Below are 13,252 nucleotides of genomic sequence, written 5' to 3' on the forward strand. Positions count from 1 at the left end.
CCTCAACCCGATTCTTCTCCAGGTCCGGCGCAGCTTTCGTTTTGGTCGGCTTGGAACAGGCAGAGCGCGAGATAGGCGGACGTCCCTATTCAAAGAAGTTCATTGTATGTTCTCGTACCCCCTCGCGCTCCCCCTCGCGAATCGCTAAAATCCCCTCCATGGCCAAATCCGATGATCTCTTCGGCGGCGCTCCGCGCAAGCCCGCCGCCGCCGCTCCCGCCGCGAAAGCGCCCAAGGCGCCGGCGGAATATGACGCCGCCTCTATCGAGGTGCTCGAGGGGCTGGAGCCGGTGCGGCGGCGGCCGGGCATGTATATCGGCGGCAAGGACGAGGCCGCCATGCATCACCTCTTCGCCGAGGTGCTGGACAATGCGATGGACGAGGCCGTCGCCGGCCACGCCAGCTTCATAGAGGTCACGCTCGAGCCGGAGGGCTGGCTCACCGTCGTGGATAATGGCCGCGGTTTTCCGATCGATCGACACCCGCGGTTTCCGGACAAGACCGGGCTCGAAGTCGCGATGACCATGCTGCACGCCGGCGGCAAATTCGATTCGGGGGCCTATCAAACCTCCGGCGGCCTGCATGGTGTCGGCGTGTCCGTAGTCAACGCCCTGTCGGAGAGGGTTGAGGTCGAGGTGGCCAGAGAGCAGCAGCTCTATCGTCAGGTCTTCTCGCGCGGCCTCGTCGCCAGCAAGTTTGAAAAGCTCGGCCGCATCGCCAATCGCCGCGGCACTAAGGTGCGCTTCAAGCCGGACGCGGAAATCTTCGGCCCGGCGACGCATTGGCGGCCGGCGCGGCTGTTCCGCATGGCGCGCTCCAAGGCCTATCTCTTCGGCGGCGTCGAGATTCGCTGGCATTGCGCTCCGGCGCTGATCGAGCCGGGCTCGGATGTGCCGGCCGAGGCCGTGCTGCGTTTCCCCGGCGGGTTGCGCGATTATCTCACGCGCGAGACCGAGGGCAAGGAGCTGGTCGCCGATCAGCCCTTCGTCGGCAAGGTGCAGCGCGAGGGCGGCCATGGCTCGCTCGAATGGGCCATCGCCTGGTTCTCCAATGAGGACGGTTTTTCCCACTCCTATTGCAACACGATTCCGACGCCGGACGGCGGCACGCATGAGGCGGGCTTTCGCCTCGCTCTGCTGCGCGGCTTGAAGGATCACGCCGAGCGCATCGGCCAGGCCAAGCGCGCCGCCAATGTGACGGCCGAGGACCTCATGGGCCAGTCGGCGGCGATGATCTCCGTCTTTATTCGCGAGCCGGAATTCCAGGGCCAGAACAAGACGCGGCTGATGAATGTCGAGGCTTCGCGCCTCGTCGAAGGGACGGTGCGCGACGCTTTCGACCATTGGCTCGCCGGCGCGCCGTCGCAGGCGACCAAGCTCCTCGATTTCGCGGTGGAGCGCTCCGAGGAGCGGCTTCGCCGACGCGCCGAGAAGGAGCAGGCCAGGAAATCCCCGACGCGCAAATTGCGCCTGCCGGGCAAGCTCGCCGATTGCACCAATACGTCATCGCAAGGCTCGGAGATTTTCATCGTCGAGGGCGATTCCGCTGGCGGCTCCGCCAAGGCCGCGCGCGACCGCGCCAGCCAGGCCGTGCTGCCTTTGCGCGGCAAGATTCTCAATGTCGCCTCGGCGGGGCGCGAGAAGCTCGCCGCCAATCAGCAGCTCGCCGATCTGGTGCAGGCGCTCGGCTGCGGAATCGGCTCGCATTATCGCGACGAGGATTTGCGCTACGACAAGATCATCGTGATGACCGACGCCGATGTCGACGGCGCGCATATCGCGTCGTTGCTCATCACCTTTTTCTTTCGGCAAATGCCCAAGCTCATCGACGGCGGCCATCTCTATCTCGCCGTGCCGCCGCTCTACAAGCTGACGCAAGGCGCCAAGACCGTCTATGCGCGCGACGACGCGCATCGCGACGAGCTGGTGAAGAAAGTGCTGACCGGCAAGGGCAAGATCGAGACGAGCCGCTTCAAAGGCCTCGGCGAGATGATGCCGGCGCAGCTCAAGGAAACGACGATGGACGCCAAGAAGCGCACATTGCTCAAGGTCGTGATCGCCGGCGACGAGCGCGAGGAGACCGCCGATTGCGTCGAGCGGCTGATGGGCGCCAAGCCAGAGGCGCGTTTCGCCTTCATTCAGGAGCGCGCCGCTTTCGCCACGGAATTGGATGTGTGACGCGGGAACCGCGGGCCGGGCGGCGACGTTTACCGTTTCGTGAAATGGAGCGCATTGGCGACGAGTGATTTGGAAATGATTTTCTCGCCCGCCGGAGGCCATTGGGCTATGGTCCGCGCCACTCGAAGCGGGCGACGGGCGTCGAGAGGTCGAGCTTGACAGAGATCGACGGAAGAAGCGAGGCGTCCGCGCCGCAGCGGCGGGACGATCGCGACGAAGCTCTGGCGCTCGAGCGCATGCGCATGGCGCTCGACGCGAGCCTCACCGGAATTTGGGATTGGGATCTCGTCACCGGCGAGGTGCATCTCGATGCGCGTGTGCGCGCGCTCTGGGCGCTGCCGGACGATGCGCCGGGCAGCTTCGAGATTTTCCGCAACGCCCTGCATAAGGACGATAAGGCGCAGACGCGCGAGGCCGTTCAGGCCGCGCTCGATCCAGGCGAGCTCGGCGATTATGAGGCGGAATATCGCGTCATCGGCCAGACCGACGGCGTCGAGCGCTGGATCGCGGTGCGCGGCCGCACTTTCTTCGAAGGCGGACGCGCCGCGCGCATCATCGGCACGGCGCGCGACATCACCGATCGCAAGCGGCGCGAGGATCATGTCCATGTGCTGCTGCGCGAGCTGGTGCATCGCTCCAAAAATCTTCTCGCCGTGGTGCAGGCCATGGCGCGGCAGACGGCGGCGGGCGCGCCTTCGCTCGCCGATTTCCAACGCAAATTCGCCGCGCGTCTGCAGGCGCTCTCCATGGCGCATGATCTGCTCGTGTCGCAGGACTGGCGCGGCGCATCCATGGTCGAGCTGGCGCGCGCGCAATTGTCCTATTGTCTCGACGTCGGCTGCGTCGAGGAGCAGACGCGCGCCGGCGGTCCCGATCTGATGCTGAAGCCGGAGGCCGCGCAGAACATCGGCCTCGCATTGCACGAGCTTTCGGTGAATGCGCTGACGCATGGCTCGCTGGCGCAGCCGGACGGGCGCATCGAGCTGCATTGGCGCCTCGAGGACGGGCGCTTTGTGGTGGAGTGGCGCGAGTTCGGCGGTCCGGTTGTTTCCGAGGCGCCGTCCGAAGGCTTCGGCCACAAGGTCATCAAGCGCCTCGTCGCGCAGGCGCTGGGCGGCGAGGCGACGATCGGCTTTCCGCCCGACGGCTTCGAATGGACGCTCGCCGTGCCGGCGGCGCAGGCGCTGGCGCAGTGAGGGCGTGCTCCCCTTCTCCCACTTGTGGGAGAAGGTGGCCTCGCGAAGCGAGGTCGGATGAGGGCCGCTGCGGGTTTGCTGCGCTCTGAATTGTAGATAATGCTGTGGCGGCGCGAGCCCTCATCCGACCCGACTTCGTCGGGCCACCTTCTCCCCCTGCGCGGGAGAAGGGAGCGCGAACCTTTGTTGTTTCGGGGCCTCAGCGCGTGAAATAAGTCTCGATGATGCGCTTGTAGATCGCCGTCAGCCCATCGACATCCGCGACGCACGCATGCTCGTCCACCGCATGGATCGACTCGTTGAGGAGGCCGAACTCCAGCACCGGGCAATCGCGCGTGATGAAGCGCGCATCCGAGGTTCCGCCGCTGGTCGAAAGGCCCGGACGGCGGCCCGTCATCTCCTCGATCGCGCCGGCGACCAGCGTGCTGAAATCGCCCGGCGCTGTGAGGAAGGGCAGAGAATTGCAGGGCAGGAACTCCACCTCCACTTTCGCGCCCCCCGCGGCCGTCTCGATCACGCGGCGGATTTCCGCCTGCAGCGTTTCCAGCGTCCACACATTGTTGAAGCGAATGTTGAAGCGCGCGCGCGCTTCGCCGGGGATGACATTGGCCGCCTGATTGCCGATGTCGATCGACGTCACCTCGAGATTGGAGCGGTCGAAATGCTCCGTTCCTTCGTCGAAGACATGAGTCGAAAGAGCGGTGACGATGCGCGCCACGGCGGGCGTGGGATTGTCGGCGCGATGCGGATGGGCGGAATGGCCCTGCTTGCCGCGCACGGTGAGGCGTCCGTTGAGCGAGCCGCGCCGGCCGATCTTGATCGTGTCGCCGAGCTCTTTGACATTGGTCGGCTCGCCCACGATGCAATGGTCGAAGACCTCGCCATGCGCTTTCGCCCAATCGAGCATCTTCACCGTGCCATTGACGGCGGGGCCTTCCTCGTCGCCGGTGATGAGGAAGGAGATGGCGCCCTTGGGAGCGCCATGCTCCTTCACATAATCGATTGCGGCGGCGGCGAAGGCGGCGATGCCGCCCTTCATATCGGAGGCGCCGCGGCCGAAAATCTTGCCGTCGGCGATCTCGCCGGAAAAGGGATCGAAGCGCCAGCGCTCGGGATTGCCGCTCGGCACCACATCCGTATGGCCGGCGAAGACGAGATGCGGCCGGCCCTCGCCGATCTTGGCGAAGAGATTGTCGATATCCGGCGTGCCTTCCTCTTTGAAGACGAGCCGATGCGTCGTGAAGCCCGCCTCTTTCAAGCGCTGCTCGAGCACGCCGAGCGCGCCGGCGTCGGCCGGGGTGACGGAGGGGCAGCGAAGGAGATCGCGGGTGATGGAAAGGGCGGGGGAGAGAGTCATGAGCGGAAGTTAGGGAAATGCGAGGGGCTCTGCAATATGAGCGAGCAGCGAATAATCGCTCCCGACCTCTCTGGCCTGAAACGTGCTTCCTCGCGGACACGGAGACAAATGTCCGAAAGGGAACAGGAAATGTCCGAAGAGACCGGGGGCTATTTCATCGATTGGGACGGCAAGATGCGGCCCATCGGCCAGCCCGGCAAAGGGCTGCGCTGCGAGGTGGATCTGAAGGCCAAATATGTGATGGTCTTCAACAAATACGGCGGACTCGACCATGAGTCGACCTGGTACGCCGATGAGGCCGCCGTCGCCAAGGCGGGCCTCAAGGTCGTGCACGCCGATCTCGATTCGCCGATCAAGATTTCCTCGATCGACTGATTTTTCGAGCTTTCCGCGGGGGCGGGAAGGGGGCACGGGGCGCCTGTGGCTGCGGGCGCCCCGATTTTTTTGTCCGATCCGGCGATCACGCGCCCTGCGGATGCGCCAGCGGCGGATGCTCGACATGGCGGGCGTGCAGCCGGAAGGCCAGGATCAGCTCCACAATGCCGAGCGCTATGGCGTAGATGCCGACCCACCAGGTGAGCACCACCGCGCCGATGACCGGCGTCAGCAGCAGGAACAGGCCGAACACCACGGCCAGCAGGCCTCCCAGCGCCAGCCACCAGCGGCCGTGATCCTCCTTCAGATCCAGCGCGGAGCCGAAGGTCAGCGCGCCGCCGACGACCTCGCCCGCGCCGAAAACGGCCACGAAGATGAGAGCGGTGATGCCCGGCCAGAAGGCCGCGAAGGCGCCGGCGGCGATCTTCACCAATCCGGCGAGGAAGAGAAACAGCCAAGCCTCGCCCTGCCGCGCGGCGCGCACGGCGGCGACGATCGTCGCTATGCCGTCCACGGCCGCGAAGATCGCGAAGACCAGCACCAGCGACAATATGGTCACGCCGGGCTGGAACACGGCGATGAGCCCGAAGATGATCGCCGCGAGGCCGCGCAGGCCGATAGCCCACCAATTATGGGCGAGAATAGCGTTCTTCGCCTCGAGCTTGTTCAGATCGAACGGGCTGCCGCGAAACGGATCGCCGGATACGCTGCTCGTGCTCATGCTTGGCTCCTCGGAATTTTCGAATGCCGCGAGGCGACGGCTCTCCGACGGGGGAGCCGGCCCCCGCATGACATTGGTCCGTTTCGCGTTTCGTCCAGGCCTCCGCCGGGCGACGTCGCGTTGCATCGTCGCAGTGGAATTGTTTTCTCGATCTTAACCAGTTCGCCACCGTTCCTGTCTAAGCTTCCGGTGCGGCCATTTTTCGATTTACGGGTGACGAGCGCCTGAAAGGTCGTTGATCTTGAAGAATAATCTCATCAGAAAACTACATTATTTGTTCAGCGTTCCGACCGACGACGTGGAGCTGATTCGCGCGCAGTTTCGCGCATTCGCGCGGCAGATCCCGCTTCTCTATTTCATCCTGGCGACCAATGCGCTCGCTGTGATGTTCACCTTCGCGAAATTCGGTCATCCTTGGCTATCCGTCTATGCGCCGAGCGCGCTCTGCGCCCTTTGCCTTCTGCGTGGCGTCGCCTGGTGGCGGATCGGGCGCTCGCAAGTGCCGGACGACATCGCCATCCGCCACATGCAGCGCACCAATAGACTGGCTTTCTTCATCGCCGTGGCCTTCACCGCCTGGGGCCTGTCGCTCTACACCTATGGCGAGGGCGACGCCTATGCGAAGGCGCAGATCGTCTTCTTCCTGGCCTTGACGATGATCAGCTGCAACTTCTGCCTGATGCATCTTCGGTCGGCGGCGCTCAACGTGACCTTGGTCGGCGTCGCGCCTTTCAGCCTGTTCTTCTTCTTCGCCGATGATGGGCATTTTCGCGCGGCGGCGGTCAATCTGGCGCTCGCCGCCGTCGGCATGATCGCGATATTGATGATCTATTATCGCGATTTCGCGCATCTCGTGGCCTCGCGCCGCTCGCTGCTCGAGAAGCAGGCGGAGACGCAGCGGCTCAGCGACGAGAATTCGCGTCTCGCCAATATGGACGCTCTGAGCGGCCTGCCCAATCGCCGCGCGCTGATGACCAGGCTCGACCAGTGCAGCCGCGGCGCCGGCGCGCCGCCGACCGCCGTCGTCTATATCGATCTCGATGGCTTCAAGGACGTCAACGACACTTACGGACATTCGACCGGCGATCGGCTGATCGACATAGTGGCCAAAGAGTTCCTCCGCGTTCTGCCCGAGGGCGCGATGCTGGCGCGCGTCGGCGGCGACGAGTTCGCGGCGGTGGTCTCGGCCGCGGACGCCGAGCGCGCGGCGCGCGCCTTCGCCAGCGGCGCGCTCACGGTTCTCGCGCGTCCGATCCGTATCGGCGATCGCGCGGTGCAGATCGGCGCGAGCGTCGGCGTCTGCTGCACGGAGGCGGACGGCTGCGACGCGCAGGAGCTGTTCCGCCGCGCTGATATCGCTATGTATCACGTCAAGGCCAATGGCAAATCGGGCATGAGGATCTACACGCCCGATCTCGATCTCGAGCGCCAGCGCCAGCAGGACATAGAGGATCAGCTGCGCCGCGCCCTCCGCGCCGACGAGCTCGATGTGGTCTATCAGCCCATCGTCGGCGCGGCGGAAAATCGCGTCGTCGCCGTCGAGGCGCTGGTGCGCTGGCCGCGGCGGCCGGAGGGCGAGCTCACGCCCGATCAATTCGTGCCGGTCGCCGAACGCAGCGGGCTCATCAATCAGCTCGGCCTCTTCGTGCTGCGCCGGGCCTGCGAGGATTTTCTCGATGTCGAGGCGATCAAGGTCGCCGTCAATGTCTCGCCCGCTCAGTTCCGCGATCCTGATTTCGAGCGCGCGGTGATGCGGACCTTGCTGGAGACCGGCTTTTCCTCCGCGCGTCTCGAGCTCGAGGTCACGGAGGGCTATCTGATCGACCATCCGCAGCGGGCGGCGGCGGTGATCGCCTTTTTGAAGACGCTGGGCGTCGCCGTGGCGCTGGATGATTTCGGCGCCGGCTACACCAGCATCGCCTATCTGCGGAAATATGGCTTCGACCGTATCAAGCTGGACAAATCGCTCGTCGATCGGGTGACGATCGAGAAATCGACCGGCGTGCTCGTCGCCGGCGCCATTCACATGGCCAATGCGCTCGACATGGCCGTGACCGCCGAGGGCGTGGAGACAGAGGAGCAGGCTTACGTGCTCGGCCTGGCCGGTTGCCAGCGCCTGCAGGGCTTTCTGTTCGGCCGGCCGATGCCGCTCGGCGCTTTTCTCGCAATGGCCGCCGACGCGTCGGCGGCGACGGCGGCCTCCGCCGCGTGACCGAACAAAGTGACATAGAGTCACCGGCCGCGCTGATCCCAGGAGCCGCCCATCGTCTTCACGAGATGGATGTAGTCGAAAAGGTCGCTGAGCATGAAATGGCGGTTCTCGATCGTCTTCATATGGGCGACCGTGTGAGGGTCGCCGGCGAGGTAGCGGGAGGCGGTCGTTCGAAATTGCTCGGGCAGGCTGAGGTTGAAAGAGGAAGGCTGCGTGAGCATGCGGCAGATCTGGTCGAAGAGCAGCCGAAAGCGCTCGTCCTCCGGGTCCATGTAGACGTCCCCGAAATCCTCCTTGTAGCGGCCGAAAAGAGCGAGATAATCGTCGCTGTCGGGCTTTTGCTGCATTGGGCTCCTCCCTGCCGGCTCGAAACCCAGCTTGCATGAAAGAACGGCGCCACCGCCGCGCCATTTGAGCCCGGCCCCGCAAATCCGTTATAGAGAAGGGGCCGCGCCGCCGCGGCTTTTCCCGAGGCGTTCCTGATCGTGACCTTTGGCGCTGCTCCCTCCCTCACTTCCGCTTTCACGCCCTTCGACGCCGGCGCGGAGGTCGTCGCCGCCGCCTTTCTCGGGGAGACGCCCGTGCTGGCGCTGGCCGATGGACGGCTCGCCTTTCCGAATGGGGACGAGATTCGCCATGTCGTCGCCCATGCGGACGGCGCCATATTGGCGGCGGCCATCGACGGGCGGCGGCTGATCACCGGCGGCGACGACGGCCTCGTCGTCGCGTCCGACAGCGCCGGCGGCCGCGAGATCATCGCCGATGAGAAGGGCAAATGGATCGACGCCGTCGCCGCCCGCTTCGAGGGGACGCTCGCCTGGTCCGTCGGCCGCGAGCTGCGCGCGCGCACGCCAAAGGGCGAGGTCAAGACGCTGCCGCTGCCGTCGAGCTCGCGCGGAATCGCCTTTTTTCCCAAGGGCTATCGGCTCGCCATCGCTCATTACAACGGCGTCTCGCTGTGGTTCCCCAATGCGGGCGCGCCGGAGTTTCTGGAGTGGAAGGGCTCGCATATCGACGCGACGGTCTCGCCGGACGGCAAATTCGTGCTCACCACCATGCAGGAGAACATGCTGCACGGTTGGCGCGTTTCCGACGGCAAGAATATGCGCATGGCCGGCTATCCGGCGAAGACGCGCTCGCTCTCCTGGTCGCATGACGGCAAATGGCTCGCCACTTCCGGCGCCGACGCCTGCGTCGTCTGGCCCTTCCAAACCAAGGACGGGCCGATGGGCGAGCCGCCGCGCGAATGTGGCGTGCGGCCGGAGGTGAAGGTGACGCGCGTCGCCTTCCATCCGAGCGCGCTCGCCGTGGCGATCGGCTATGAGGATGGAATGGTAATGCTCTGCCGCCTCACCGACGCCTCCGAGCTGCTGGTGCGCGCGCCGGACCGAGGCGAGCCGGCGCGCATTTCGGCTCTGAGCTGGGACGCCAAGGGAACGCGGCTCCTCGTCGGCGCCGAGAATGGCGTCGCCGGCGTGCTGACGCTGCCGAAAAAATAAGACAAAGAGCGGGAGGCGAGATGGCCGCCCAAATTCCTAAGGTTCTGTCGATCGCCGGTTCCGATCCGAGCGGCGGCGCCGGCGTGCAGGGCGATCTCAAGACATTTTCGGCGCTGCGCTGCTATGGCATGGCGGCGATCACGGCGCTGACCGCGCAGAACACGCGCGGCGTCAGCCTCGTCCATGCGGTTCCGGCTCCGGTTGTCGCCGCGCAGATCGACGCGATCTTCGCTGATATAGAGGTGGATGCTGTCAAGATCGGCATGCTGGCCGAGCCTGTGATCGCGCAAGCGGCGGCGGACTCCCTCGCCCGCGCCGGCGCGCGGCGCATCGTCCTCGATCCCGTGCTGGTCGCGACGAGCGGGGATTCCCTCTCCTCCGCCGGGCTGGTCGAGGCCGTGATCGCGCGGCTCTTTCCGCTCGCGGCTCTGGTCACGCCCAATCTGCCGGAGGCCGCCGCCCTGCTCGGCGCGCCAGAGGCCGCCACGCCGCGGGAGATGGTGGAGCAGGGAAGGGCGCTGGCGGCGCGAGGCGCGCGCGCCGTGCTGATGAAGGGCGGGCATCTCGAGGGCGAGCCGCTCGATATTCTCGTCGAGGGCGAGGATGTTCACGAGTTCCACGGCGCGCGCGTGGCGACGCGGAATCTGCACGGCACGGGCTGCGCGCTCTCCTCCGCCATAGCGGCGCATCTGGCGCATGGCGCCGAGCTGGTCCCGGCGATTCGCTCGGCCAAGGATTTTCTGACAGAGGCGCTCGGCGCTGCCGACACGCTCGCGCTCGGCGCGGGGCGCGGGCCGCCGCACCTTCTCCAGTCTCTATGGAGAGGGTAGAGTGTTTTCGAGCGAAGCGGGAACCGGTTCGCGTGAAGAAAACACGATTAAACAAAGAGATATAGAGTCGTTTCGGTTCGAGCCGAAACGACTCTGACTCAGCGCAGGATTTGCGCCGATCGCCGTCCCCTACCGCGCAGCGAGGCGATGCTGGTGCGATCGAGGATCAGCGCCATGGCGTCGCGCACATCCAGCATCAGATCGCGAATCGCGCAGGCGTCCTCGTCCGGGCAGTCGTTGCAGCGCTGATAGGCGGTGCGGCTGGCGCAGGCGATGGGCGCGAGCGGCCCGTCGAGAATGCGGATGATCTGGCCGACGGTGATCTTGTCGGCCGGACGGGCGAGATTATAGCCGCCGCCCTTGCCCTTCTTGCTGTTGAGAATGCCGGCGTTGCGCAATTCCAGCAGAATCGCGTCGAGGAACTTGCGCGGGATGTTGTTCTGCGCCGCCATGTCGCCGGCGAGGCACTGGCCTTCGGCGCCGGCGAGATGGATCAGCGCCTTGAGCCCGTATTTCGCTTTGTTGGACAGCATCGGTTCGCAATCTCTCCCGTCCGCGCGCCGCAGTGAGCGCGAGCCTCGCCTCCGGCAAGTCGGCAAACCCCATGGGCTGTCTCGCGATCTGCGCCTCGACCGAGGCGATTTCGCGATGGCGAAACGCGAGGGGAGCGCGCCGAAACCCATGACGGCGAAGCGGATAGAATAGATATATCGACTATCACGCAAGAAGGAAAACGCCAGCATCGAATCCGCCGCCGGGCGGAAAAATTCCGCCGCTGAAAGGGCTCCGTCGCCTGCGCGCGCGCTTTGTGCTGCGAGCGGATCACTAATTCACTAGAATGCTATAGTGATGCGGGCGGCCGCGGCTGCGCTCTCGCGCCGGCCTGGGCGCGGCCGTTCGCTCGCGGCGCGCCGACGGAGGAAATCGGCGACGCCCATAGGATTTGTCGCCCGCCATTGTGCGGCGCACAGTCCCGCTGGACGGAACGGCGTTTCATCGCTAGGACGTGCGGCTATCCCGGAGAATGTCAATGGCGCGCACGCGCATCTGTCTCGCACGGCACGGCGAAACCAATTGGAATCTCGAGAGGCGCGTTCAGGGGCAGCTGAACATCCCTCTGAATGTGAGAGGACTGGCGCAGGCCGAGGCGCTGGCGCGCGAGCTCGACTCCACCCGTTTCGACCGCATCTACAGCAGCGATCTCAAGCGCGCCGTGCAGACCGTCACGCCGCTGGCGCGCCGGCTCGGCCTACCCATTGAGACGAGCGTCGCGCTGCGCGAGAAGGACGATGGCGACTGGCACGGCATGACTTTCGACGATGTCGACCGCGCCTTTCCGAGCGAGCACGCCAAGCATCGCCAGCGTCAGGCGGATTTTCTCATTCCCGGCGGCGAGACGCTCTCCGCTTTCGCCGCGCGCGTCGGCGATGAGCTGACCGCAATAGCGGCGCGGCATCCGGGCGAGACGGTGCTCGTCGTCGCGCATGCGGGCGTGCTGGACATAGGCTATCGCCTCGCGACTGGTCTCGGCCTCTCCGAGAAGCGCGATCCGCCCGTGCTCCACGCCGCGCCCAATTGGTTCCTCTATGAGGACGGACGCTGGACGCTCGAGCGCTGGGCGGAGGAGGGCGCGCGCGAGCGCGTCGTCATGCCCTATGACGGGCGCAAGCTGGAGCGCCGTCCGGCCGCGCGGCTGCTGCCTTTGGACGAGCAGAATCGCGTTCTTCTGTTCCGCTATTCGACGCGCCTGTCGCCGGTGTTCGTGGCGCAGGGACATTCACATTTCTGGGGCTCGATCGGCGGCGCTTTGGAGCCCGGCGAGACCTTCGACGCCGCCGCCCGCCGCGAGCTCGCCGAGGAGACCGGGCTCACCGACGTCGAGATCGGCGATATCATCTTCTCGCGCGAGTTTCCGATGCAGCTCGGCGAGGATTGGTTCCAGGCGGACGAGCGGTTCTACGCCATTCGCACGGGCGAGTTCACGCCCGACACGCGCGGCTTCACCGAGATAGAGCGCAGCGACGTGCTCGGCTGGAATTGGTGGAGCGCGGAGGAGATCGCCTCGACGCAAGAGCTGGTGTTCCCCGAGGCGCTCGACTGGCTGCTGGGCAAGCTGCGGCGCTGATTTTCGCCGAAAGGCTCGCGGGGGCCGAGACGTTTCGGACCGCGAGCCTTCAGGCTCGCATTCCTCAGTCGAAATCCGCGGCAATGAATTCCGGCAGCGCCTCCGCGCGTAGGGAAAAATTCGCGAGAGCCGGATAGTCGGCAGGGTCGAGGCGATCGGCGAGCACGAAGCGCGAGAAGCGCCAGGCGACGGCCGTCGTTATATCCGCCTGCAGCAGGCGCGCGCCGAAGAGAAAGCTCTCCTGGGCCTCCGCGACCTCTTTTTCCAGCAGGCGATAGGCCGCCAAAAGCTGGCCTTCAACGCGCTCGACCCAGGGCGCATGCCGCCTCTCGTCGGGCCGCTTCGACTCATAGACGAGCTGCACGGTTTTCTCATTCGCCGCCAGCGCCAGCCCGATGATTCGTTGCGCGCGCAAGAAATGCTCCGGCCGTTCCGGCGTGAGCCTCCGCTCGGCGGGGACGAGGCGTTCCAGATAATCGAGGATCAGAGTCGAATCGAGCAGCGTCACCCCTTCGTTGGAGACCAGCGTCGGCGCCTTCACAATCGGATTGATTCCGGCGAAGGCGTCGAAATCGCGAAACACCGACAATGGCTCGTGCACGAAGGGCAGGCCGAATGCGTTCAGCGATACCGCGACGCGTCTGACATAGGGCGAATCCAGCATTCCGATGAGACGCATTTTCAAAATCCTTCTCGCTCGCCCCGGCCCGAGATGCGATCATCGCGACAAATGCGATATTTCCGCGACCATTGCGATTTT

The 13,252-nt window shown here is 65.5% G+C and carries 12 protein-coding genes; 7 read left to right on the plus strand and 5 right to left on the minus strand.

Translation table 11 applies throughout. From position 1 onward, the window contains the following. The first annotated feature begins 158 nt into the window (after positions 1–158). The gene (gene parE / locus EDE12_RS17300; RefSeq protein ID WP_026599264.1) at positions 159–2,177 is read left to right on the plus strand and encodes a DNA topoisomerase IV subunit B; all 2,019 of its coding nucleotides are present in this window, start codon (positions 159–161) and stop codon (positions 2,175–2,177) included. Between the two features lie 155 nt (positions 2,178–2,332). Then, positions 2,333–3,373: a sensor histidine kinase gene (locus tag EDE12_RS17305; RefSeq protein WP_026599263.1), complete on the plus strand. Its 1,041-nt coding sequence runs from the start codon at positions 2,333–2,335 to the stop codon at positions 3,371–3,373. A 199-nt stretch (positions 3,374–3,572) separates the two neighbouring features. Here EDE12_RS17305 and dapE read toward each other — a convergent pair whose 3' ends face one another. Beyond that, a complete protein-coding gene (gene dapE / locus EDE12_RS17310; RefSeq protein ID WP_024880892.1) occupies positions 3,573–4,730 on the minus strand; it encodes a succinyl-diaminopimelate desuccinylase in 1,158 nt (385 codons plus the stop codon). A 129-nt stretch (positions 4,731–4,859) separates the two neighbouring features. Between dapE and EDE12_RS17315 the strand changes: the two genes are divergently transcribed. Then, positions 4,860–5,105, plus strand: coding sequence for a hypothetical protein (locus EDE12_RS17315; RefSeq protein WP_018266465.1), 246 nt, complete (start codon positions 4,860–4,862; stop codon positions 5,103–5,105). 85 nt (positions 5,106–5,190) lie between these two features. Here the strand turns inward: EDE12_RS17315 and EDE12_RS17320 are convergent, their stop codons facing one another. After that, positions 5,191–5,826, minus strand: a complete 636-nt coding sequence (locus EDE12_RS17320; RefSeq protein WP_024880891.1) for an HdeD family acid-resistance protein — start codon at positions 5,824–5,826, stop codon at positions 5,191–5,193. Positions 5,827–6,061: 235 nt separating this feature from the next. On the opposite strand from EDE12_RS17320, the gene EDE12_RS17325 reads away from it, so the two are divergent. Beyond that, positions 6,062–8,038: an EAL domain-containing protein gene (locus EDE12_RS17325; RefSeq protein ID WP_051592544.1), complete on the plus strand. Its 1,977-nt coding sequence runs from the start codon at positions 6,062–6,064 to the stop codon at positions 8,036–8,038. Between the two features lie 20 nt (positions 8,039–8,058). On the opposite strand, the gene EDE12_RS17330 is transcribed toward EDE12_RS17325, so the two are convergent. Further along, positions 8,059–8,385, minus strand: coding sequence for a hypothetical protein (locus tag EDE12_RS17330; protein WP_026599262.1), 327 nt, complete (start codon positions 8,383–8,385; stop codon positions 8,059–8,061). 138 nt (positions 8,386–8,523) lie between these two features. Here EDE12_RS17330 and EDE12_RS17335 point away from each other — a divergent pair, with 138 nt between their 5' ends. Further along, positions 8,524–9,537: a WD40 repeat domain-containing protein gene (locus tag EDE12_RS17335; RefSeq protein WP_026599261.1), complete on the plus strand. Its 1,014-nt coding sequence runs from the start codon at positions 8,524–8,526 to the stop codon at positions 9,535–9,537. A 20-nt stretch (positions 9,538–9,557) separates the two neighbouring features. After that, complete coding sequence (thiD, locus tag EDE12_RS17340) at positions 9,558–10,367, plus strand: bifunctional hydroxymethylpyrimidine kinase/phosphomethylpyrimidine kinase (protein WP_026599260.1); 810 nt, start codon at positions 9,558–9,560, stop codon at positions 10,365–10,367. A gap of 98 nt (positions 10,368–10,465) precedes the next feature. On the opposite strand, the gene EDE12_RS17345 is transcribed toward thiD, so the two are convergent. Beyond that, positions 10,466–10,900, minus strand: coding sequence for an Rrf2 family transcriptional regulator (locus EDE12_RS17345; RefSeq protein ID WP_024880886.1), 435 nt, complete (start codon positions 10,898–10,900; stop codon positions 10,466–10,468). 497 nt (positions 10,901–11,397) lie between these two features. Between EDE12_RS17345 and EDE12_RS17350 the strand changes: the two genes are divergently transcribed. Continuing rightward, complete coding sequence (locus EDE12_RS17350; protein ID WP_026599259.1) at positions 11,398–12,492, plus strand: histidine phosphatase family protein; 1,095 nt, start codon at positions 11,398–11,400, stop codon at positions 12,490–12,492. A 64-nt stretch (positions 12,493–12,556) separates the two neighbouring features. Here the strand turns inward: EDE12_RS17350 and EDE12_RS17355 are convergent, their stop codons facing one another. Next, positions 12,557–13,171 carry a glutathione S-transferase gene (locus tag EDE12_RS17355; RefSeq protein ID WP_026599258.1) on the minus strand — a complete coding sequence of 205 codons (615 nt, stop codon included), beginning with the start codon at positions 13,169–13,171 and terminating at the stop codon, positions 12,557–12,559. Positions 13,172–13,252: the final 81 nt, after the last annotated feature.

Source organism: Methylosinus sp. sav-2, assembly GCF_004366495.1.
In the GTDB taxonomy this organism is placed as follows: domain Bacteria; phylum Pseudomonadota; class Alphaproteobacteria; order Rhizobiales; family Beijerinckiaceae; genus Methylosinus.

Coding starts and splice junctions, on each gene's coding strand:
- parE (WP_026599264.1), top strand. CDS start 159: ATGGCCAAATCCGATGATCTCTTCGGCGGCGCTCCGCGCAAGCCCGCC.
- dapE (WP_024880892.1), bottom strand. CDS start 4,730: ATGACTCTCTCCCCCGCCCTTTCCATCACCCGCGATCTCCTTCGCTGC.
- EDE12_RS17315 (WP_018266465.1), top strand. CDS start 4,860: ATGTCCGAAGAGACCGGGGGCTATTTCATCGATTGGGACGGCAAGATG.
- EDE12_RS17320 (WP_024880891.1), bottom strand. CDS start 5,826: ATGAGCACGAGCAGCGTATCCGGCGATCCGTTTCGCGGCAGCCCGTTC.
- EDE12_RS17330 (WP_026599262.1), bottom strand. CDS start 8,385: ATGCAGCAAAAGCCCGACAGCGACGATTATCTCGCTCTTTTCGGCCGC.
- thiD (WP_026599260.1), top strand. CDS start 9,558: ATGGCCGCCCAAATTCCTAAGGTTCTGTCGATCGCCGGTTCCGATCCG.
- EDE12_RS17345 (WP_024880886.1), bottom strand. CDS start 10,900: ATGCTGTCCAACAAAGCGAAATACGGGCTCAAGGCGCTGATCCATCTC.
- EDE12_RS17350 (WP_026599259.1), top strand. CDS start 11,398: ATGGCGCGCACGCGCATCTGTCTCGCACGGCACGGCGAAACCAATTGG.
- EDE12_RS17355 (WP_026599258.1), bottom strand. CDS start 13,171: ATGCGTCTCATCGGAATGCTGGATTCGCCCTATGTCAGACGCGTCGCG.